At 71.1% G+C, this 21475-nt stretch carries 19 protein-coding genes; 15 read left to right on the forward strand and 4 right to left on the reverse strand.

Translation table 11 applies throughout. From position 1 onward, the window contains the following. The first annotated feature begins 26 nt into the window (after nucleotides 1-26). Nucleotides 27-536 carry a hypothetical protein gene (locus OG811_RS13180; RefSeq protein ID WP_406074499.1) on the forward strand — a complete coding sequence of 170 codons (510 nt, stop codon included), beginning with the start codon at nucleotides 27-29 and terminating at the stop codon, nucleotides 534-536. A 164-nt stretch (nucleotides 537-700) separates the two neighbouring features. Here OG811_RS13180 and sepH read toward each other — a convergent pair whose 3' ends face one another. From sepH to OG811_RS13195, 3 genes are all read right to left on the reverse strand, one after another. Further along, a complete protein-coding gene (gene sepH / locus OG811_RS13185; protein WP_406074501.1) occupies nucleotides 701-1780 on the reverse strand; it encodes a septation protein SepH in 1080 nt (359 codons plus the stop codon). A 185-nt stretch (nucleotides 1781-1965) separates the two neighbouring features. After that, a complete protein-coding gene (serC, locus tag OG811_RS13190) occupies nucleotides 1966-3093 on the reverse strand; it encodes a phosphoserine transaminase (protein WP_406074502.1) in 1128 nt (375 codons plus the stop codon). A 204-nt stretch (nucleotides 3094-3297) separates the two neighbouring features. After that, on the reverse strand, nucleotides 3298-4404 hold the full coding sequence (locus tag OG811_RS13195) for a citrate synthase 2 (RefSeq protein ID WP_406074503.1): 1107 nt from the start codon (nucleotides 4402-4404) through the stop codon (nucleotides 3298-3300). 274 nt (nucleotides 4405-4678) lie between these two features. Between OG811_RS13195 and pdxH the strand changes: the two genes are divergently transcribed. The 7 genes from pdxH to OG811_RS13230 all read left to right on the forward strand — a co-directional run bounded on the left by pdxH (nucleotide 4679) and on the right by OG811_RS13230 (nucleotide 10744). After that, entirely contained in the window at nucleotides 4679-5308 is a 630-nt protein-coding gene (gene pdxH / locus OG811_RS13200) for a pyridoxamine 5'-phosphate oxidase (protein ID WP_406075708.1), read from the forward strand. Beyond that, nucleotides 5305-6603 carry an MFS transporter gene (locus OG811_RS13205; protein ID WP_406074504.1) on the forward strand — a complete coding sequence of 433 codons (1299 nt, stop codon included), beginning with the start codon at nucleotides 5305-5307 and terminating at the stop codon, nucleotides 6601-6603. Before pdxH ends, OG811_RS13205 begins: the two co-directional genes overlap by 4 nt. 18 nt (nucleotides 6604-6621) lie before the next feature. Beyond that, a complete protein-coding gene (locus OG811_RS13210) occupies nucleotides 6622-7551 on the forward strand; it encodes an aldose 1-epimerase family protein (RefSeq protein ID WP_406074506.1) in 930 nt (309 codons plus the stop codon). Continuing rightward, on the forward strand, nucleotides 7551-8153 hold the full coding sequence (locus OG811_RS13215; protein WP_406074508.1) for a nitroreductase family protein: 603 nt from the start codon (nucleotides 7551-7553) through the stop codon (nucleotides 8151-8153). The genes OG811_RS13210 and OG811_RS13215 overlap by 1 nt, the downstream gene beginning before the upstream one ends. 188 nt (nucleotides 8154-8341) lie before the next feature. Then, on the forward strand, nucleotides 8342-8647 hold the full coding sequence (locus OG811_RS13220; RefSeq protein ID WP_396787271.1) for a type II toxin-antitoxin system VapB family antitoxin: 306 nt from the start codon (nucleotides 8342-8344) through the stop codon (nucleotides 8645-8647). A 42-nt stretch (nucleotides 8648-8689) separates the two neighbouring features. Beyond that, nucleotides 8690-9853, forward strand: coding sequence for an acyl-CoA dehydrogenase family protein (locus OG811_RS13225; RefSeq protein WP_406074509.1), 1164 nt, complete (start codon nucleotides 8690-8692; stop codon nucleotides 9851-9853). 99 nt (nucleotides 9854-9952) lie between these two features. Then, entirely contained in the window at nucleotides 9953-10744 is a 792-nt protein-coding gene (locus OG811_RS13230) for a DUF4230 domain-containing protein (protein ID WP_406074511.1), read from the forward strand. Between the two features lie 169 nt (nucleotides 10745-10913). Here OG811_RS13230 and OG811_RS13235 read toward each other — a convergent pair whose 3' ends face one another. After that, the gene (locus OG811_RS13235) at nucleotides 10914-11123 is read right to left on the reverse strand and encodes a PspC domain-containing protein (RefSeq protein WP_406074512.1); all 210 of its coding nucleotides are present in this window, start codon (nucleotides 11121-11123) and stop codon (nucleotides 10914-10916) included. A gap of 497 nt (nucleotides 11124-11620) precedes the next feature. On the opposite strand from OG811_RS13235, the gene OG811_RS13240 reads away from it, so the two are divergent. From OG811_RS13240 to OG811_RS13270, 7 genes are all read left to right on the forward strand, one after another. Beyond that, nucleotides 11621-12991, forward strand: a complete 1371-nt coding sequence (locus OG811_RS13240) for an L-serine ammonia-lyase (RefSeq protein ID WP_406074514.1) — start codon at nucleotides 11621-11623, stop codon at nucleotides 12989-12991. A gap of 71 nt (nucleotides 12992-13062) precedes the next feature. Then, nucleotides 13063-13890, forward strand: coding sequence for an ABC transporter permease (locus OG811_RS13245; RefSeq protein ID WP_406074515.1), 828 nt, complete (start codon nucleotides 13063-13065; stop codon nucleotides 13888-13890). 1 nt (nucleotide 13891) lies between these two features. Then, nucleotides 13892-14638, forward strand: a complete 747-nt coding sequence (locus OG811_RS13250; protein WP_406074517.1) for an ABC transporter ATP-binding protein — start codon at nucleotides 13892-13894, stop codon at nucleotides 14636-14638. Beyond that, on the forward strand, nucleotides 14635-16695 hold the full coding sequence (locus tag OG811_RS13255; protein ID WP_406074518.1) for a DUF5941 domain-containing protein: 2061 nt from the start codon (nucleotides 14635-14637) through the stop codon (nucleotides 16693-16695). Before OG811_RS13250 ends, OG811_RS13255 begins: the two co-directional genes overlap by 4 nt. A 15-nt stretch (nucleotides 16696-16710) precedes the next feature. Further along, complete coding sequence (locus OG811_RS13260) at nucleotides 16711-18921, forward strand: CDP-glycerol glycerophosphotransferase family protein (protein WP_406074520.1); 2211 nt, start codon at nucleotides 16711-16713, stop codon at nucleotides 18919-18921. A gap of 130 nt (nucleotides 18922-19051) precedes the next feature. Further along, the gene (locus OG811_RS13265; RefSeq protein WP_406074521.1) at nucleotides 19052-20353 is read left to right on the forward strand and encodes an ABC transporter ATP-binding protein; all 1302 of its coding nucleotides are present in this window, start codon (nucleotides 19052-19054) and stop codon (nucleotides 20351-20353) included. A 93-nt stretch (nucleotides 20354-20446) separates the two neighbouring features. Continuing rightward, nucleotides 20447-21439 carry a hypothetical protein gene (locus OG811_RS13270; RefSeq protein ID WP_406074523.1) on the forward strand — a complete coding sequence of 331 codons (993 nt, stop codon included), beginning with the start codon at nucleotides 20447-20449 and terminating at the stop codon, nucleotides 21437-21439. Nucleotides 21440-21475: the final 36 nt, after the last annotated feature.

The following is a 21475-nucleotide window of genomic DNA, read 5'->3' on the forward strand; positions in this document are numbered from 1 at the left end:
GGCACGGTGGGGCTTAGCGTCGATACGTGGGAGTCGGACGTGCGCTGATGCTGGCCCTGGCGTTCCTCGCCGTGGCCAGTCTGCCGGCGGCGGTCGCCCTGCTCTTCTGCTACGACGAAATCCTCGACCGGGTGGTGTGCGGCTGGTCCGAGTGGCGTGAGCGCCGGCGGGAGGAACGCACGATCGCCCGACTCGACCGGGCCATCGAGGCCGACGCGCTCACCCGAGACATCGACCTCAGTGATTTCGACCGTGTCGACCGTCGGCCCCTGGAACAGCTCGCCGCCGACCTGCGCCGCCTCGGCGGTCAGCGGCTCGGCAGCACCGGCCGGTCGATGGTCTGGCACGGCGAGCTGCTCCAGGTGTATGACGACCGGCTCCGGTTGGCCTGCCGCGCTCTCGGCATCACCGAGCACCTCGCCGAGCTGGAGGGCGTCGACCAGGAGATCGAGCGGGTCCGGGTGGAGGGTGTGCTGCACGCGGCCGGCCTGTCCCTGCCGGCGGCCCGTGCCGGGCACCGGCAACGGCACCGCTGAGCGACCAGACGTTTGCGGCTCGTTGAGGCCGCCCTGATCGACCCGGCTTCCCCGAAGGCGGGGTATTGCTGAGGCGCGGACACCGCGACCTCAAGGAAGCCGAGTCGATCGTGGGGCAGTGACAGGCGTCGGGCAGTGACAGGTTGCCCCGACGCCGCGAAGCGTCAGGAGGACTCGCGCGCGGCCGGTCCGCTGCCGAAGAGCACGTCGTCCCAGCTCGGCAGTCGCTTGCGCGGCTTGCCGTTGGCATCGGTGGACTCGCCGCCAGCAGCCGCCGCAGCGCCCGTGCGGCGGGGCCGCAGCACCGCCAGCGACGGCACGGCCGGCACCTCCTTGGGTGCGTCCGAGTCGTCGTCGAAGGCCGACCCCTGGCCGCCGCCGAGCAGCGCGGCGGCACCCCCACCGACCGGCCGCTGCCGGGGCGCGTCCGAACCGGCAAGAGCAGCCGGGGTACGCGGCTCAAGGCCACGACCCGACGAGGCGCCGAGCGGGCGGTCCAGTGAAGCGAGCAGCGCGTCCCGTCCGGCCCGGATCGGATCCCGGCCCGGGCGCGGGTGCTCGGACGCCGCCGGCAACCCGTGCCCACCACGGCTCGGCTCGCCACGCGACGGACCGGGCAGGGCATGCCCGCCCCGCTCCGGCGCCGGCTCCTGGCCGAGGATCGGCACGGGCCGCTCGGCGCACAGGTACTGCGCCATGTCGTCGTGCGGGGCGACCGACTGCCGGGTCTTGTCGAGATCCCAGATGGCCTGCGCGGTGGCCTTGCCGGACGGCCAGGTGGCGATGATCCGCCAGGTGCCGTCGTCGCGCCGGTAGGCGTCCCAGGAGATCTTCTCGGTGTCGATGCCGTGCTGGCTCAGCCGACCGTTGACCACCTCGGCCAGCGGGGTGGGCTTCTCCGCACCCTTGAGCCGGGTCCGGCGGGCGTGCTGGGCGAGCATCGCCCGCTCCTGCAGCACCGGGCCGGCGTAGCGCAGCACCCGGTCGACCGGCACCCCGGCGATCCGGGCGACGTCCTCGGCGGACTCACCGGAGCGGATGCGGGCCTGGATGTCCCGAGGGGACAGCGACGGGATCGGGTCAGCGGCGGTCGGTGCCGCCGGGAGCGGCGGTGCGCCGGGCTCGGCGTGCAGCGCCCCCGAGATCCGATCGTCGATCGGCAGGGCGAGCAGCCGCCCGACCTCGTCAGCGAGAACAAGGGCATGGCCGTCCTCGGAGAGGGCGACGAAGCGTACTGGGCGCATAACGTTGCCTCCGTCCCGCTTCGCTGGCCGCACGCCACGAGTCGGCCACCCAGGCGTCTCGGACCACCGTACGCGCATCTGTCTCGGGGTGGGGGAAGCGACACTCCGCATGTCGTGACTGAGCTGCGGCGATGATCACGGTCGGTGTCCGTGGAGGCTCCCATGGACACCGACCGTGACGAAGCTCAGAGTCGCTCGACCACGTAGTCGATGGACGCGGTCAGCGCCTCGACATCGGCCGGCTCGACAGCCGGGAACAGTGCCATCCGCAGCTGGTTTCGACCGAGCTTGCGGTACGGCTCGGTGTCCACGATGCCGTTGGCGCGCAGCGCCTTCGCGATCGCGGTGGCGTCCACCCCGTCGGCGAAGTCGATCGTGGCGACCACGTTGGAACGCAGCGCCGGGTCGCTGACGAACGGAGTGGCCACAGTGGACCGCTCTGCCCAGCCGTACACCGTGGCCGCGCTCTCGGCGGTGCGCTTGGCCGCCCAGGCCAGACCACCCTGCGCGTTCATCCAGTCGGTCTGCTCAGCGGCCAGGAAGATGGTGGCCAGCGCCGGGGTGTTGTAGGTCTGCTCCAGCCGCGAGTTGTCGATCGCGGTGACCAGGTCGAGGAAGGCGGGGATGTAGCGCCCGGACGCCTTGATCTCGGCGGCCCGCTCCAGCGCGGCCGGCGACATGAGGGCCAACCAGAGACCACCGTCGGAGCCGAAGCACTTCTGCGGAGCGAAGTAGTAGACGTCGGTCTCGCCGACGTTGACCTCCAGGCCACCTGCGCCGGAGGTCGCGTCGACCAGCAGCAGTGCGCCCTCGTCCGCCCCGGCCACCCGGTTGATCGGGACGGCCACACCGGTCGAGGTCTCGTTCTGCGGCGTCGCGTACGCGTCCACGCCGGACTCGGCGACCAGGGTCGGCGCGCTGCCCGCCTCGGACCTGCGGACGGTCGGCTCGCCCAGGAACGGCGCGTCCTTGACCGACTTGGCGAACTTGGCGCCGAACTCGCCGAAACTGGCGAACTGGGCCCGATCGCGGATCAGGCTGAAGGTGGCGACCTCCCAGAACGCGGTGGTGCCACCGTTGCCGATCACGACCTCGTAGCCCTCGGGCAGCGAGAAGAACTCGGCGATGCCGGAGCGCAGCCGGGCCACCTGGTCGCGAACCGTCTTCTGCCGGTGCGAGGTGCCCAGATAGCTGGTGGCTACCTCGGCAAGAGCGGACACGGCCGCCGGACGGACCTTGGACGGGCCGCAGCCGAAGCGTCCGTCGGCGGGCTTGATGTCATCGGGAATCCGGATGGTCGGTGCGTCAGCCACGGTCTTGAAGATCCTTCCGCAAAGAGCGAGGGCGGGCCCGGCGACACTGCCGGCCCCCATCCTCGCACCCGGACCCATCGGAAAAGGCCGAGCCCCCGACGGCCGGTCTGAGTCCTTCGCCACACCGACGCGATCAGCTCGGTCGAAATGAGGAAGGGGCCCCTCCGCAACGCCAGGCGTTGGGAAGGGGCGCCCTCCTGCAGCTCAGAAGCCGTGCGGGATGGCGGCCCAGCCCTCGACGTCGGACGGCTTGCGGGTCTGCGGGCCGACGTAGAGGGCGGACGGGCGTACCAGCCGCTGCAGGCGCTTCTGCTCCAGGATGTGCGCGCTCCAGCCGCCCATCCGCGCGCAGGTGAACATCGAGGTGAACATGTGTGCCGGCACCTCGGCGAAGTCCAGCACCACGGCCGACCAGAACTCGACGTTGGTGGCCAGCACCCGGTCCGGGCGGCGGGCCTGCAACTCGGCGAGGGCGGCCTTCTCCAGCGCCTCGGCGATCTCGAAGCGCGGCGCGCCCAGCTCCTTGGCGGTGCGCCGGAGCACTCGGGCCCGCGGGTCCTCGGCCCGGTAGACCCGGTGGCCGAAGCCCATCAGCCGCTCGCCGCGATCGAGCACACCCTTGACATAGCCCTCCGCGTCACCGCTGCGCTCCACCGCCTCCAGCATGGAGAGCACCCGGGACGGGGCGCCGCCGTGCAGCGGGCCGGAGAGGGCGCCGATGCCGGAGGAGATGCACGCAGCCGCGTCCGCCCCGGTGGAGGCGACGATGCGAGCGGTGAAGGTGGACGCGTTCAGGCCGTGCTCGGCGGCCGAGATGAAGTACGCGTCGACGGCCTTGACGTGCCGTGGGTCCGGCTCGCCGCGCCAGCGCTTCATGAACCGCTCGACGATGGTCTGCGCCTTGTCGATCTCCTTCTGCGGCACCGCCGGCAGGCCGAGGCCCCGGGCGGACTGGGCGACGAAGGAGAGCGCGGTCACCGACACCCGGGCGAGGTCCTCGCGGGCCTGCTCGTCGGAGATGTCGAGCAGTTGGTTGAGCCCCCAGTACGGGGCCAGCATCGCGACCGCGGACTGCACGTCGACGCGGATGTCACCGGAGTGCACCGGCACCGGGAACGGCTCCGCCGGCGGCAGGCCCGGCCCGAACCGGCCGTCGACCAGCAGCGCCCACACGTTACCGAACGACACCTGCCCGATCAGATCCTCGATGTCGACCCCGCGATAGCGCAGCGCGCCGCCCTCACGGTCAGGTTCGGCGATCTCGGTCTCGAAGGCGACGACGCCCTCCAGCCCGGGTTTGAAATCAGCCATGCCGCTCTCCTGGATCTGCTCGGTGCGCCCGATCAGCTCATCCGGCCCGATCGGCCGAGCGCCGTAGGCGACCCTCAGGGATGTGTTCGGAACATACTGCCTGCTGAGTACGGGATACGCGACCCGCTGCGACTGTGCTGCACGCGACATCCCCGGATGCGCAACCTCCGCTCCCCTCGGTGAGACAGTGCGGACTGGCCAGCGCGGAGGGGCGCTGGCAGGGCCGCCGAGAAGGAGTGGGGACGTGACGGGTGACACACCCGCCCCGGCTGCGATGCGTAACGAGTACGCCGCGGACCTGGGCCTGACCGAGGCTGACCTGGCCGCCGACTGGCACGCCGAGTTCGACCGCTGGTTCGCCGACGCGGTCGCCTTCGGGCTACCCGAACCGAACGCGATGGTGGTGGGCACCGCCGACCCGGCCGGCCGGCCGAGCGGACGGACGGTGCTGCTGAAGGGGTACGACCCCGAGGGCTTCGTCTTCTTCACCAACCACCTGTCGCGCAAGGGCGTCGAGGCGTCCGCCAACCCGTACGCCAGCCTGGTCTTCCCGTGGTTTCCCATGCAGCGTCAGGTGGTGGTCGCCGGGCGGATCGCGCATGTCGACCGCGCGGCGAGCGAGGCGTACTTCGCCAGCCGGCCGCGTGGCTCCCAACTGGGTGCCTGGGCGAGCCCGCAGTCGCAGGTGGTGCCGGGCCGAGCCGAGCTGGAGGAGCGTTACCAGGCGGTGGCCGAGCGGTTCGCCGACGAGGCTGTGATCCCGGCCCCGCCGCACTGGGGTGGGTTGCGGGTCCAACCTGATTCGGTGGAGTTCTGGCAGGGCCGGGCCGGCCGGTTGCACGACCGACTCCGCTTCCGCCGCCTCGATGAGGGCGGCTGGATCGTCGAGCGGTTGGCGCCGTGACGGGTGTGCAGGAGGCTCGGCCGCGCGGAGCGCGCCGCTGGGCGCTCGACGTACGTCCGCTGCGCGTGGCGGCGTACCGACGGCTCTGGCTCGGCAACACCGTGGCGATGTTCGGTTTCCAGTTCACCGCCGTCGCGGTACCGGTGGAGATGTACGCCCTGACCCGGGACTCGTTCTGGGTCGGCCTGCTGGGCGTGGCCGCCTTCGTACCGTTGCTGATCTTCGGGCTCTGGGGCGGCGCGGTCGCCGACGCCCGCGACCGCCGTGCGGTGCTGCTCGGCGGGTCGGTGCTGCTCTGGGCGTCCACCCTCGGGCTGCTGGTGCAGGCACTGCTGGGCGTGGGCAGCCCCGTGCTGCTGCTGGCGCTGATGGCGTTGCAGTCGGTGGCGTTCGCGATCAGCTCGCCGGCCCGCAGTGCCATGTTGCCCCGGCTGGTTCCGGACGATCTGGTGCCGGCCGCCACCACGCTGAACTACACGACCTTCACCGCGGCATCGGTCGCTGGACCGCTCGCCGCCGGCCTGATCCTCGCCGCCTCGCCGGACACCGCGGTGGTCCTGCCGATCGCGTACGGGGTGGACGCGGTGCTGTTCACCGCGATGCTCTGGGCGGCGCTGCGCCTGCCCGCGCTGCCGCCCGAGCTGACCGCCGACGGCGAGCCCCGCCGCGCCGGCCTGGCCAGCGTGATCGGCGGGTTCCGCTACCTGGCCACCACTCCGGTGCTGCTGCTGTCCTTCGGGGTGGACCTGATCGCGATGATCCTGGCCATGCCGCGGGCGCTCTTCCCGGAGATCGCCGACGAACGGTTCGGCGGCGGTGCAGCGGTCGGTCTGCTCTACAGCGCCATCGCGATCGGTTCGATGATCGGTGGGCTGACCTCCGGCTGGATCGGTCGGCTCCGCCGGCAGGGGCTCGGCCTGGTGATCGCGGTGGTCGCCTGGGGCCTGGCGATCGCCGCTGCCGGGTTGGCCCACCAGCTCTGGCTGATGGTCCTGCTGCTCGCCGTGGCCGGGGCCGCCGACCTGGTCAGCGCGGTGCTGCGCCAGTCGATGCTGCTGGTCTACGCACCGGACCGGATGCGCGGCCGGCTCCAGGGCGTCAACACGGTCGTGGTGGCGGGTGGCCCGCGCCTGGGCGATCTGCGGGCCGGCACCATGGCCGCGGGGTTCGGCGGCGGGGTGGCCTGGGTGGCCGGCGGTCTTGCCTCGGCGGTGCTCGTGGTGGTGCTCGCGGTCGCTTTCCCAGCACTGCTGCGCTATCGGGCCGCGACGGCGTCGAGCGGCGAACGGACGTGACCGGTTAGGGTCGCCGACATGGAAAGCCGCGATCAGCGCCCGTTCTCCGGCGCCCAGTGGACCATCTCCGCCGCTGGCCACGAGGCCGTCATCGTGGAGGTGGGCGGTGGGCTTCGGACGTACCGGCACGACGGTGTCGACCTGGTCGACGGGTACCAGACCGACGAGGTCTGCCCCGGCTGCGCCGGGCAGGTGCTGGCACCCTGGCCGAACCGGATCCGCGATGGCCGTTACCCGTTCGGCGAGCGGACGCACCAGCTCCCGCTGACCGAGCCGGAGCGGCACGTGGCCATCCACGGGCTGGTCAACTGGGTGCCGTGGCGTCTGGTGGAGCAGTCGCAGGACGCGGTGACGGTTGGCTACGACCTTGCGCCGCAGCCCGGCTACCCGTGGCCGTTGCGGCTGCTCAGCCGGTGGAGCGCCGGCGCGGACGGCCTGCGCGCCGAGCACGAGGTGACCAACATCGGTGGCGAGGCCGCGCCGTTCGGCTTCTCCGTGCACCCGTACCTGCAACTGCCGGGCGTCGCGGTCGACGACCTGGTCCTGCGGCTGCCGACCCGTACCCGGCTGTTGGTGGACGGCCGGTTGCTGCCGATCGGCGCGACCCCGGTGGCCGGCACCGAGTACGACTGGACCAGCCCGCGCCGGATCGGCGCCGCCGAGCTGGACCTCTGCTTCGGCCAGGTGATCCGCGACGCCGACGGCGGCTCGTCGGTGAGCCTCTGGACGCCGGACGGTTCGGCGGGGGTGAGCATCTGGGCGGATGCGGAGTTCGGCTGGTGGCAGGTGTTCACCGGGGACGCGCTCACCGGTGAGCGGCATCGCCGTTCGGTGGCGATCGAGCCGATGACCTGCCCACCGGACGCGTTCCGCTCGGGCAAGGACGTGCTCACGCTCAAGCCTGGTACGACCTGGCGGGGTGCCTGGGGCATCCGGCCCGGGGCCTGATGGAGTTCGCCGAGGTCGTCCGGCGTCGGCGGATGGTGCGCAACTACGACCCGGACCGCCCGGTCCCGCCCGACGTGGTGAACCGGCTGCTCGACCACGCGATCCGCGCCCCGTCGGCCGGATTCGCCCAGGGCTGGGGCTTCCTGGTGCTGGAGGAGCCGGCCGACCGGGAGCGGTTCTGGGCCGCCACCACACCGGATGGCGGCGGGCGGGAGCGCTGGCTCGCGGGGATGCGCCGGGCGCCGCTGATCGTGGTGCCGCACGCCAACGAGTCGGCCTACCTGCAGCGCTACGCGGAGCCGGACAAGGGCTGGACGGACCGGGCCACCGACCGCTGGCCGGTGCCGTACTGGCACGTGGACACCGGTTTCGCGGCGCTGCTGATGCTGCTCACCGCAGTGGACGAGGGGCTGGGGGCGTGTTTCTTCGGCATTCCGCCGCAGCGGCTGGCCACCTACCGGGAGGCGTTCGGCGTGCCGGCGGAGTACCAACCCATCGGTGCGGTCACAATCGGTTACCGAGCGGCCGACCATAGGTCACCGTCGCTGCGCCGTGGACGTCGTCCGGTGGACGAGGTGGTGCGGCGCGGCCGGTGGAGCTGAGCGCGACGTCCCGTTCGTCCGGTAGAGGATCGGACGAGCGGTAGCGAAACTGACATCAGGGAGCAGAACGCAGCGTGCGCTGGGCGGCTACGCTGGCACGGTCATCGGTGCCGCGCCGAGCGGTGCCCGCCGCGGCCCGGCTCGGTGCCGTCAAAATCGGCCCAGTCACGGGAGGGGAGCGTGCCGTCGTGATCTTCAGAGCGGTTCGGGACGGGCGTCCCTATCCGGAGCACAATCTGACGCTCAAGCAGTGGGCGGAGATCCCTCCGCGGCCACTGCGCCTGGACCAGATGATCACCACCAAGCGCGAGCTGGCGCTCGACAAGCTTCTCGCCGAGGATTCCACCTTCTACGGTGACCTCTTCCCGCACGTCGTGCAGTGGAACGGCGGGCTGTACCTGGAGGACGGGCTGCACCGTGCGTTGCGCGCGGCCCTGCAGCAGCGCAACCAGATCCACGCGCGGGTGCTGGTGCTCTCCGAAGCGATCGAGTGACGCGACCGCCCATCGGCCTGAATCTTCGTTAGGGTGGCGTCCATGACCGCACCGCTCGACCTCCTCGATCTGGACCCGTCGCTCAGCGAGGAAGAGCGACAGATCCGCGACGTCGTCCGCCAGCTCATCGACGACCGGGTGCGCCCACACGTCGCCGACTGGTACGAGGACGGCCGGGTGCCCGCCCGGGAGCTGGCGCGCGAGTTCGGCAAACTCGGACTGCTCGGCATGCACCTGACCGGCTACGGCTGTGCCGGTGCCTCCGCGGTCGCGTACGGGCTGGCCTGCCAGGAGCTGGAAGCCGGCGACTCCGGCGTCCGTTCCCTGGTCTCGGTGCAGGGCTCGCTCGCCATGTACGCCATCTGGCGCTTCGGCAGCGAGGAGCAGAAGCAACGCTGGCTGCCGCCGATGGCCACCGGTGAGGCGATCGGCTGCTTCGGCCTGACCGAACCGGACCACGGCTCCGACCCCGCCTCGATGGCCACCCGGGGTCGCCGCGACGGCGACGACTGGGTGCTCACCGGCGGAAAGATGTGGATCACCAACGCGCCGATCGCCGACGTCGCGGTGATCTGGGCGCGCACCGACGAGGGCGTACGCGGATTTCTCGTCCCCATGGACACGCCCGGTGTCACGGCCCGGGAGATCCGTCGCAAGATGTCGCTGCGCGCGTCGGTGACCGGCGAGATCGTGCTCGACGACGTCCGGCTCCCGGCGGACGCCCAACTACCCGAGGCGGTCGGGCTCAAGGCGCCGCTGAGCTGCCTCACCGAGGCCCGGTACGGCATCGTCTGGGGCGCGGTCGGCGCCGCCCGTGACTGCCTGGAAACCACCCTGACGTACGCCACCACCCGCACCCAGTTCGGTCGCCCGCTGGCCGGCTTCCAACTCACCCAGGCGAAGCTCGCCGACATGGCTGTCGAGCTGGTGAAGGGGCAACTGCTCGCGCTGCACCTGGGTCGACTCGCGGACGCCCACCGGCTGCGGCCCGAGCAGGTCAGTGTGGGCAAGCTGAACAACGTGCGGGAGGCCCTGGCCATCGCCCGGCAGTGCCGCACCATCCTCGGTGCCAACGGCGTCTCCGGTGAATACCCGGTGATGCGGCACGCCAACAACCTGGAGAGCGTGCTGACGTACGAGGGCACCTCCGAAATCCACCAGCTGGTCATCGGGCAGCGGCTCACCGGGCTCTCCGCATTCGCCTGACCTGCCCGTTTGCACTTTCCGGCCGCTCGACGCGCGCCTGTCGTACGGGGGCCGTACCGTCATTGACAGACGACGTGTCTGACGAGGACGGTGAGCGTGATGGCCCGCGACGCTGGCATCAACGAGCCCACGAGGGAGTTCCCCGGTTACCCGACCGGCGACGATCTCAAGGAGCGGTCGGCCGCGACACCCGAGCCGACCACAGACCCGCCCGGAGGCACCGGCGGCCCGGCGACCGGTGGCGGTGGTGGTGGGGCGGCCCGTGGCCTGCTCCTGCTGCTCGGCGCCGCCGCGCTGGCCGTGGTTGTGCTGCTCGGCATTCAGGCGACCGGCCTCCTGCCGGACTTCCGCAACCCGTTCGCCAAGGAGCAGACCGACCGCAGCCAGCCACCGCTGCTGAAGTCGATCCAGGACCTCAGCCGCTACGTGGCCGCCGAGGGCAACTTCCAGGTCGTGGTCGACACCCAGAACGACCGGCGCAACGTTCCGGATTTCCTGCTCAACGAGCGCACCCTGTTCGTCGGGGCCGGCAGTGTCGAGGCGTACGTCGACTTCACCAAGATCGGTGAGGGTGCGATCGTCCAGTCCGCCGACGGCAAGTCCGTCGAGATCAAGCTGCCCGCGCCGCAGCTCGGCGAGACCAACCTCGACATGGAAAAGAGCTACGTCTTCGCGGAGCAGCGCGGTCTGCTCAACCGGCTCGGTGACCTGGTCGGCAACGACCCCAACCGGCAGCAGCAGGTCTACCAGCTCGCCGAGGACCGGATCACCGCCGCCGCCCGGGACAGCGGGCTCTCCGCCCGAGCCGAGGAAAACACCCGCAAGATGCTGGAGGGGCTGCTGCGCTCCCTCGGCTATCAGCAGATCACGGTCACCTACACGGCTCCCTGACCTGCCGCACCTCGGGCACCGAAGCGCCCGCCCTGACTGTCGTCGGGGCGGGCCGCTTCCGTCAGGTGTGGCCTGGTGCCTCGCGGCCTGGCGCCGTGCGGCCTGGTGCCTTCGGCCTTGCGCAACGGCGCTGGCCCCGACCGGCGTCGACTTGGCACGAGGGCGCGGGTCAGTGGCCGGTGGAGGCCAGGTAGCGGTCCTCGTTCGGCATGAGAATCCAGAGGATCAGGTAGACGATCACCTGGGTGCCGGGCAGCAGCAGGGACAGCAGGAACAGCAGCCGGACCATCCCGACGGACATGCCGAACCGCTGACCGAGGCCGGCACAGACACCGGCGATCATGCGCCCCGCGCGGGGCCGAACCAGTTTGCGACTCATCGTCGTACTCCCACTCTGCGGCGGTGCGCCGCGTCTGCAATCCACGGTAGAAGGGGATGAGCAGCTCGCCCTCGGTCCCGAGGAGGAGCGGCCACCCGTGGACCCGTAGGTGCATTACCCGGGCAGCCCCGCACTGACGCCTCCCCGCGCGGCCCGCCTTCGTCGCCCGACCTCCCGGCCGCCGGGCCTACCGCCCAACGCCGCCACACCCGCCGCCCGCCGTGCCACCCGCAAGGTCACGCTCGATCCAGGTTCCAGTGGTTTCGCCCGCCCTCCGTGGCCACTACATCCAGGATCGAGCGCGATCTTCACCAGCTGCACACGTCACGGTGGCCGGGTGGGTGCTGAGCTGGGCGGGTAGGCTGGTTGATCGGGCACCCACACCCCGGGTGGCCGGCACCCCACACCCCCGGGCGGCCAAGAGCGGGGCCGCCAGACCGGTGGCCACGACCCGGCCGGGGTTCCGTACGCCGGGACGACGGCGAGGAAGCGCAGCCATGATCAGTGTTTTCGACCTCTTCAGCGTCGGTATCGGTCCGTCCAGCTCGCACACGGTAGGGCCGATGCGGGCCGCGCGCACGTTCGTTGCCGGGCTCAAGGCCGACGGGCTGCTCACCGACACCGCGCGGGTGCAGGCTGAGCTGTTCGGCTCGTTGGGCGCCACCGGGCATGGTCACGGCAGTGACCGCGCGGTGCTGCTCGGGTTGGCTGGCGAGTCGCCGGAGACCGTCGACACGGACACCGTCGGTCCTCGGGTCGAGCGGATTCGGGCCGAGCGGCGGATCAGCATCCTGGACGCGCACGAGATCGACTTTGACCCGGATCGGGACCTGACGCTGCACCGCCGCCGTTCGCTGCCGTACCACCCGAATGGGATGACCTTCGCGGCGTACGACAGGGCTGGTGCCGAGCTGCGCAGCCGCACCTACTACTCCGTCGGCGGCGGTTTCGTGGTGGACGAGGCTGCGGCTGGCGCGGACCGGATCAAGCCGGACAGCACCGCGGTGCGGTACCCCTTCCTGACCGGGGCGCAGTTGTTGGAGGTGACCACCCGGACCGGCTTGTCGATCAGCGAGGTGATGCTGGCCAACGAGCGTTCCTGGCGCAGCGAGGCGGACATCCGGGGCGGCCTGCTGGAGATCTGGCGGGTGATGCGGGAGTGCGTGGAGCGCGGCTGCGAGCGGGACGGCGTACTCCCTGGTGGGTTGAAGGTCCGGCGGCGCGCGGCGGAGTTGCGGCGCGGCCTGGAGGCGGACGCCGGGACGCCCGACCCGCTGCACGCGATGGACTGGGTGACGCTGTTCGCCCTCGCGGTCAACGAGGAGAACGCCGCTGGCGGCCGGGTGGTCACCGCGCCGACCAACGGCGCGGCCGGGATCATTCCGGCGGTGCTGCACTACTACACCCGGTTCTCACCGGGTGCCTCCGACGACGGGGTGGTGCGGTTCCTGCTGACGGCCGGGGCGATCGGCGTGTTGTTCAAGGAGAACGCGTCGATCTCCGGCGCGGAGGTCGGCTGCCAGGGTGAGGTTGGTTCGGCGTGCTCGATGGCGGCGGGAGGGCTGGCCGAGGCGCTCGGTGGCACCCCGGAGCAGGTGGAGAACGCGGCCGAAATCGGGATGGAGCACAACCTCGGGTTGACCTGTGACCCGGTGGGTGGCCTGGTGCAGATCCCCTGCATCGAGCGGAACGCGGTGGCTAGCATCAAGGCGATCACGGCCGCCCGGCTGGCGCTGCGCGGCGACGGTGTGCACAAGGTGTCGCTGGACAAGGTCATCAAGACCATGCGGGAGACGGGCGCCGACATGAAGGTCAAGTACAAGGAGACGGCGCGTGGCGGTTTGGCCGTCAACGTGATCGAGTGCTGAGTCCGACGGATTCGGGGCAATCGTTCACCGACTGCTAACCTGTCGTCCGTTTCAGGAGGCGGGAGGCTGCGGTGACCTCTGGCGTCGCGGCGTTGTGGTCGCACCGCAATTCACTGCGCATCCTGGTCAGGCGGGATCTGGCGGTCAAGTACCAGCAGTCGGTGCTGGGCTACTTCTGGTCGTTGATCGAACCGCTCGGTATGGGAGCCATCTACTGGTTCGTTTTCGGGGTGCTCTACTCCCGGGACACCGGTCGGCATCTCGGCGAGGCGGCCGGGTCGTACCCGCTGTTCCTGATCACCGGGATCTTCGCCTGGATGTGGACCAACTCGGCGCTGAGCGAGGCGACGAACGCGCTGACCGGCCAGTCCCGGCTGATCACCACGATGAACGTGCCGCGTCAGGTCTTTCCGATCGGCCGGGTCACCGGCCGGTTCGCCGAGTACGCGGCCGGCCTGCCGATCCTCATCGCCATCGCGGTGATCTACGCGGCGCATGGTCGGATCCACCCCGGCTGGTCGCTGCTCTCCCTGCCGCTCGCGGTGGCCGTCCAGGCCGTCCTGCTGACCGGGCTCGCCCTGCTGCTGTCCGCGTGGAACGTGCTGATGCGCGACGTGGAACGGCTCATGCGGCTGATCATCCGGGTGCTGTTCTACGCCACGCCGATCATCTATCCGCTCAGCCTGGTCCGGGAGTCCGGCCTGCCCGGCTGGCTGAAGGTGGTGTACGAGCTGAATCCGCTGGTGGGGATCTTCCAGCTGCACCACGCGATCTGGTATCCGGACGAGTTCCCGGACGCCCGGCTGCTCGCCACCACGATCGTCGGCAGCCTGCTGGTGCTGGTCGCCGGCTGGTGGTCGTTCCGCCGGTTGGAACCCGCCGTGCTCAAGGAACTCTGACATGGCCGCGCCGATCATCGAGGCCGACGGCCTGGGCATCCGGTTCGTCCGCAACCGTCGCCGCCAACTGCGACTGCGGGAGCTGTTCATCCACCGCGGTGCGCGGGGCGCCCTGCCGGGCCAGTTCTGGCCGCTGCGCGACGTGTCCTTCACCGTCGAGCCCGGCGAGACCATTGGAGTGGTCGGCCGCAACGGCACCGGCAAGAGCACGCTGCTGCGGCTGATCGCCGGGGTGCTCATCCCGGACGAGGGCAGCATCCGGGTGCACGGCGCGGTGGCCCCGCTGCTGGAGTTGTCCGCCGGTTTCTCCAACGACCTGACCGGGCGGGAGAACCTGCACCTGGTCGGTGGGCTGCACGGGTTGTCGACGAGCTATCTGAAGCGGCACTTCGACGAGATCGTCGAGTTCGCCGGTGAGCAGGTGGAGCGGGCCATCGACACGTCGGTGCGGCACTACTCGTCGGGAATGAAGGTGCGGCTCGGCTTCGCGATCATCTCGCATCTGCCGCACCCGATCCTGCTGATGGACGAGGTGACCGCGGTCGGAGACGCGGAGTTCCGCAAGAAGTGTTACGCGACGATTGATCGTCTGCTCGGGGAGGGGCGCACGCTCGTGCTGGTGTCACACAACGAAAAGGACCTGACCCGGTTCTGCCGTCGGGGGTTGTACCTCGACGCGGGCCGGTTGACGCTCGACGGCACCATCGCCGAGGCGCTCGACGCGTACCACGCCGCGGTTCCGCGGTGACGCTCGCGATCGTGCTCGCCGCCGGGACACCCGCGGCGGGCCTGACCACCGCGACCGGCGAGCCGCTGGCCGACCGGCTCGCCGCCCAGTTGCGCCGGGCCGGGGCGGACGAGGTGCGCTTCGCCGCCAACCTCGACGAGTTGACCGCCCTGGTCGCCACCGCCACCACCCCCGTGCTGATCACCGGCACCGACCTGGTCGCGCACGCCGCCGTGCTGCGCCACCTGGCCACCAGCCCGGTGGGGCCCACGGTGGCACTGGTGCTCGGCGACCCGCCGGTGCCCGGGCGCACCGTCGTGCGGGAGGAGCGCGGCCAGGTGGTCGACGCCGGCGCGCTGGACGCCCTCGACGGGGACGCCACCGGCGTTTTCGGCGGGGCGCTGCGGGTCGGCGTGGACGACCTGTCGACCCTCGCCGCCGCAGCCCGGGCCGCCGCGTCCGGGATGCTCCCCGTCGCCACTCCCGTCGGCCCGGTCGGGGACGTGGCACCGCTGTCAGCGGCCGTCGAGCAGGGGCCCGGAGGGTCGGTCGCGGCTGGTGGACCGGGGTCCGCCGTGGACCGGCTCTTCGCGGGTCTCGCGGCGCTCGGCACCCTGATCTTCGCCCAGCGGGTACGCCTGCTCGTCGCGCACCGGGTCGAGGACGCGGCCGGGTTGGCCGCTGCCGAGGCGGCGGTGACCGCGGTCGACGAGGACCGGGCCGAGTTGCGGCTGTCGGTCAAGGAGAAGGACGACTTCTTCTCCACCTTCTTCGTCAGCACCTGGTCTCCATACCTGGTCCGGCTGTCGGCCCGGCTCCGGCTCACCCCGACCGGGGTGACGGTGATCTCGGTGCTCTTCGCGCTGGCCGCGGCGGTGCTGTTCGGGGTCGGCGGGCGACCCGCGCTGGTCAGCGGCGCGGTGCTGCTCTACCTCGGCTTCGTGCTGGACTGCGTGGACGGCCAGTTGGCCCGCTACACCCGGCACTTCAGCGCCTGGGGTGGCTGGCTGGACACGATGGCCGATCGGGCCAAGGAATACCTGGTCTACGCCGGGCTGGGCTTCGGGGTGAGCCACGCCGGGCTGGGCAACGGCTGGGCGCTCGCGATCGCCGCGATGACGTTGCAGACCGTTCGGCACATGACCGACACCTGGTACGGGGTGCTGCACGACGAGGCGGCCCGTCGACCGCGAACGGCGACGGGTGCCAGCGGCGGGATCGGCGACCGGCTCAACGCGGCGTCGACCCGGGTGCAGGCGGACACCGGCTCCGTGTCGTACTGGCTGAAGCGGACCGTCGTCTTCCCGATCGGTGAGCGGTGGGCTCTGATCGCGGTGACCGTTGCGCTGTTCAACCCGCTGGTCAGCCTGATCGCGGTGCTGGTCTGGGGTGTGCTGGCGTTCGCGTACACCGGGGCTCTGCGGACGCTGCGGGCCCGCTGGATGTGGGTGCCGGTGCTGGACACGGTCGATGCCACCCTGCACCGCGACGACGGGCCGTTGGCCCGCTGGCTGCCGGTGGTCCGCCCGATGGGGCCGCTCACCCTGGCGGTGATCGCCGCGCTCGGCCCGGCGGTGCTGCTGGTCGCGGCGCTGCTGGGCGACGCGCCCGACGATCTGCGCTGGGCGGTGCCGGTGGCGCTGCTGGTGCTGCTGGTCGGCGGTCTGGGTGCCGGGGCGGCGCACAACGGTCCGCTGGACTGGTTGGTACCCGCGGCGTTGCGGGCCGCCGAGTTCCTGTTCGCCATCGCGGTCGGGGTGGTCGGCGGAGCGCCAGGTTGGTTGATCTTCGGGTACGTCTTCGTGCTCACCGTGCATCACTACGACCTGACCGCCCGTCTGGAAAAGCGGCAGGAGGCACCGCCGCTGCACGCCGCCACGCTGGGCTGGGAGGGGCGTTCGGTGCTGCTGGCCCTCGCGGCGATTGTCGGCATCGCGGGTGTCGGGCTGGCTACACTCGGTGCGTACCTTCTCGTGGTTTTCGTGGTGAGCGTCGTCCTGGCCTGGTTCGTCCGACCGGCCCGTAGCGCGCGGGCGTCGGTCGCGCCGGTGGGCGCTGGAGGTGCCGCACCGCGCTGACGGAGGGACGGCCGGATGACCCTGATCAGTTTCGTGGTGCCGGCCTTCCGGGTGCAGGGCTACCTGCGCGAATGCCTGGACTCCATCCTCGGTCAGCCGGAGACCGACGTCGAGGTGCTCGCCGTCGACGACTGCTCGCCGGACGCCAGCGGCGACATCATCGACGAGTACGCGGCCCGCGACCAGCGGGTCCGCTCGGTCCGGCTGCCGGAGAACGTCGGCCTCGGTCCAGCCCGCAACATCGGGCTGGACCGGGCCGTCGGCGAGTACGTGTGGTTCCTCGACGGCGACGACTGGCTGGCGCCGGAGTGCCTGCCGGAGGTCGCCGAGCGGTTGCGCGTCGCCCGCCCGGACGTGCTGCTGGTCGACCACGTCCGCACCCACTGGAACGACACCGCCACCCGCAGCGCGATGGCGGAGGTGTTCCCGGAGTCGCCCGGTGCGGGCAACTTCCGACTGCGGGACCGGCCGGAGGCGATGCGCCTGCTGCACACCGCGTGGAACCGGCTGGTCCGCAGGGAGTTCCTGGTCGACCTGGGGCTGCGCTTCGCGCCCGGCTGGTATGAGGACGTCTCGTTCAGCTACCCGGTGCTGATGGCGGCGCAGCGGATCGGCGTACTCGATCGGGTCTGCGTCAACTACCGGCAACGCCGGGCCGGCGCGATCACCCGAACCCGGGGTGACCGGCACTTCGAGGTCTTCCCACAGTGGCACCGGGTCTTCCACCTGATGGATTCGTGGGGGTCGGCGACGGACGCGCTCCGGCCGGCGGTCTTCGAGCGGATGATCTGGCACTACCTGACCGTGCTCGGCAACGGCCAGCGGATCGCCACGGAGCTGCGGCCGGCGTTCTTCGCGCAGATCACCGCCGACTACCAACGCTGGCTGCCGCCCGGCGGCTATCCGGTGCCGGACGGGGTGGAGGGGGTCAAGCACCGGCTCGTCGCCGCCGGCCGCTGGCGTACCTTCAGCGCGTTGCGGGCTGCCAGCCGGGCCCGCGACGCCACCCGCCGGCAGGCCCGCACCGCCCGGCGCCGGGTCGGCCCGGTCGTTCGGCGCGGTGCCCGGCTGACCCGCGACGGGCTGCTGCGCGAGTACTACCGGGCGGAGTTGCGTCGGCCGGTCGATCCGACGCTCGCGGTGTACGCCGCCTACTGGTACCGGGGGTACTCCTGCAATCCGGCGGCGATCTACGAGGTCGCCCGCCGGTTGGCGCCAGAGGTGCGCGGGGTGTGGATCGTCAGCCGGGACCGGGTGGACAGCGTGCCGGCCGGGGTCGAGTACGTGGTCGCCGGCACTCCGGCGTACTACCGGACGCTCGCCCGCGCCCGGTGGCTGATCAACAACGTCAACTTTCCGGACTTCGTCCGCAAACGACCAGACCAGGTGCACCTGCAGACCCACCACGGCACGCCGGTCAAGGTGATGGGGCTGGATCAGCAGCGCTACCCGATCGGTGCGGGCCGGATGGACTTCGCCGGGCTGCTGCGCCGGGTGGACCGGTGGGACTACAGCGTCAGCGCGAACAGCTTCTCCACCCAGATGTGGGACCGGGCGTACCCGGCCACGTACACGACCCTGGAGGTCGGCTACCCACGCAACGACCGCCTGGTCACGGCGGGCCCGGACGAGGTGCGCCGGCTACGCACGGAGTTCGGCCTCGGCCCCGACGAGCAGGTCGTGCTGTACGCCCCGACGCACCGGGAGCACCTCCCCGGCTACCGGCCGCCGTTCGACCCGGACCGGTTCGTGAGGGCGCTGGGTGACTCGGGCCGGCTGCTGATGCGCAGCCACTACTTCCACGATCGTGATCGACGTCCCGGCCGGCCAATGGACTGGGAGCGGGTTCGCGATGTCAGCGCCTACCAACGGGTGGAAGATCTCTACCTGGTAGCCGACGTGTTGGTCACCGACTACTCGTCGGCGATGTTCGACTATGCGTTGCTGGACCGTCCGATCGTGCTGTACACCCCGGACTGGGAGGCGTACCGGCTGGCCCGGGGGGTCTACTTCGACGTCACGGCCGAGCCACCGGGTGCGGTGGCCACCACCTTCGCCGACCTGCTCGACCTGTTCCGTACCGACGCGGTGCGCTCGGACGCGGCAGCCAAGGCCCGCGAGCATTTCCGGGGCCGGTTCTGCACATTGGACGACGGGCGGGCGGCGGAGCGGGTGGTGCGCCGGGTGTTCCTGGGGGAGCCGAGCGAGCGCTCGTCGCGCTGCTGATCGCGCCGCGCCGCCGTATGTCGTGTAATAGCAGCGTCATGAGCCGAACATGAGACGTTTACCCGATGTGCTTATCTGATGATCCTGGTCACAGTCTTCAGGGGTCGGCCGACGAGCTGGGGGGGAGACGGTGAGCACCGTAACGCTCAAGGATGTGACCAAGGTCTTCAGGGATGGCACGCTGGCCGTCGACAGCATCAATCTTGATGTGAACGACGGCGAGTTCATGGTGCTGCTTGGGCCGTCCGGTTGCGGCAAGTCCACGGTGCTGCGCATGATCGCCGGGTTGGAGGATCCGACCCAGGGCGCGGTCCTGCTCGACGGGGAGCTGGCGAACGACCTGCCGCCGCGGGATCGCAAGATCGCCATGGTCTTCCAGGACTTCGCGCTCTATCCGCACATGACCGTCGGCGACAACATCGCCTTTCCGCTGCGGCTGGCCGGGATCGAACCGGAACCGCGGGGTGAGCGGGTCAGTGACGTGGCCAGCGCGCTGGGCATCGGTGACGTGTTGGCCCGCAAGCCGGGCCAGCTCTCCGGTGGGCAACGGCAGCGGGTGGCGATGGGCCGGGCGATCGTCCGCCGGCCCGGCCTGTTCCTCATGGACGAGCCACTGTCCAACCTGGACAGCGGCCTCCGCGCCGAGCTGCGCGCGGAGATCTCGGGCCTGACGCGGGAGCTGGGCGTCACCACCGTCTACGTCACGCACGACCAGGCCGAGGCACTCACCATGGCTGACCGGGTGGCCATCATGCGCCGCGGCGTGCTCCAGGACGTGGGCACACCCACCCAGGTGTATGGCCGACCGGCGACGCTCTACGTGGCCGCCTTCCTGGGCAGCCCGCGGATGAATCTGCTGGAGGCGTCGGTCTACGTCCACCTCGACCGGTACGTGACGCTCAACCTCGGTGAACAGTCGCTCTACCTGCCCTGGGACGACATCCGCAGTCGGGCGGTGGCGCACTACCACGGTGAGCGGATCGTGGTCGGCATGCGTGCCGAGGCGCTCACCCCGGTCGCCCCGGACAGCCCCGGCGACGTGTTGCGCGGACGCATCCGCTACCTGGAGCACCACGGGCACGAGTCGCTGGCGTTCCTCGACATCGGTGCGACCGCGATCGTGGTCGACGAGATGGGCGCGCCACTCGAGCCGCCGCCGGTGGGCCAGCGCGGCCTACGTCGGTTCGGCTCGGTGATGCAGCGACTCACCGGCAAGCCGGTGGAGGCGCAGGAGGTGCCCAGTGGTGGCGGCACCCAGACCAGTGTGCTTCCCGATCCGGGCCGGCACCACCGCCGCCCGGCGGAACTGGCGGTGCGGCTGGCACCGTACCCGGCGGTCGCCGCGGGTCACCAGCTCGCCGTCTCGGTGCGGATGGACGCGCTGCACTTCTTCGACGAGCGCGGCGCCCGGATCGACGTGGGTTGGCGCTGACGGCCCGCCGGAGCAGGGTGGCGGGCCTGCCAGCCGGTGTCCTACGGTCTGCGCATCAGTCCACTGTGAAAGTTCACCGAGAGGAGTGCACCCGTGTCGGGTGACCGTCCCAGCCCGCTCGTCATCGAGCGCATCCTCCGGGATCGCGGGGGGATCTGGCAGCAGATCGTGGCCGAGCGTGACCTGAACGCGTTGACCGGGCGGATGCTGGCCAGCTCCGCCATCGCGCTGGCCTGCTATGGGGCGGTGCTGGGGGCGTTCCACAGCCCGCTGATGGCGTTGACCTCGGCGCTGAAGCTGCCGCTGCTGTTCCTGGTCACGCTGGCCATCTGCCTGCCCACGCTCTACCTGTTCAACCTGGTCTTCGGTGCCCGGCTCTCGGTGCGTCAGTCGTTGGCGCTGGTGATGGTGGCGATCACGGTCACCTCGATGCTCGCGGTGGCGTTCGCGCCGATCAGCCTCTTCTTCCTGATCACCGCGCCCGACTACGGGTTCTTCAAACTGCTCAACGTGGCGATCCTGACGCTGTCGGCGCTGGTCGGGCTGCGCTTCCTGACCGGCGGAATGCAGGTGCTCAACGATAACGGCCTGCTCGCCCCGGAGGCCGCCAACGCTCACGCGCCGGCCCAGGCCCAGGCTCCGGCCCAGCCCGCGCCGGTTGCCGTGCCAGCCGGGTCGGTGCCGGCTGCGGCGCCGGTCGCTGTGCAGAGTGCCGAGCCGGTCGCCGTGCCGACCGGGGCGGCGGTGGCCGGGTCGGCTTCGAACGGTGCGGCCACCGCCGCGCCAGCTCCGGCCCAGGTTCCGGCGCAGTGGACCGGCCAGCCGGCCGGCACCTCGTTCCCGCCCGGCTACCCGGCGCCACACCGCCCGTGGGAGGGCCGCCCGGTCCGACGCGGCGAGCCGACGCAGCGGCCGGCCAGCATGACCCTGCTCTACGTCTGGATCCTGCTCTTCGGCTTCGTCGGCACCCAGCTGGCGTGGACGCTGCGCCCGTTCTTCGGTGACCCAGGGAAGGATTTCTCCTTCTTCCGCAGCATCGACGGCAACTTCTACGCGGAGATCCTGCGGACCATCGGCAACCTCTGAGCTTCGTCGATATCGGGTAAGTCCCTGGTTGCCGGC

It is taken from the genome of Micromonospora sp. NBC_01638, from assembly GCF_045209745.1.
In the GTDB taxonomy this organism is placed as follows: Bacteria; Actinomycetota; Actinomycetes; order Mycobacteriales; family Micromonosporaceae; genus Micromonospora.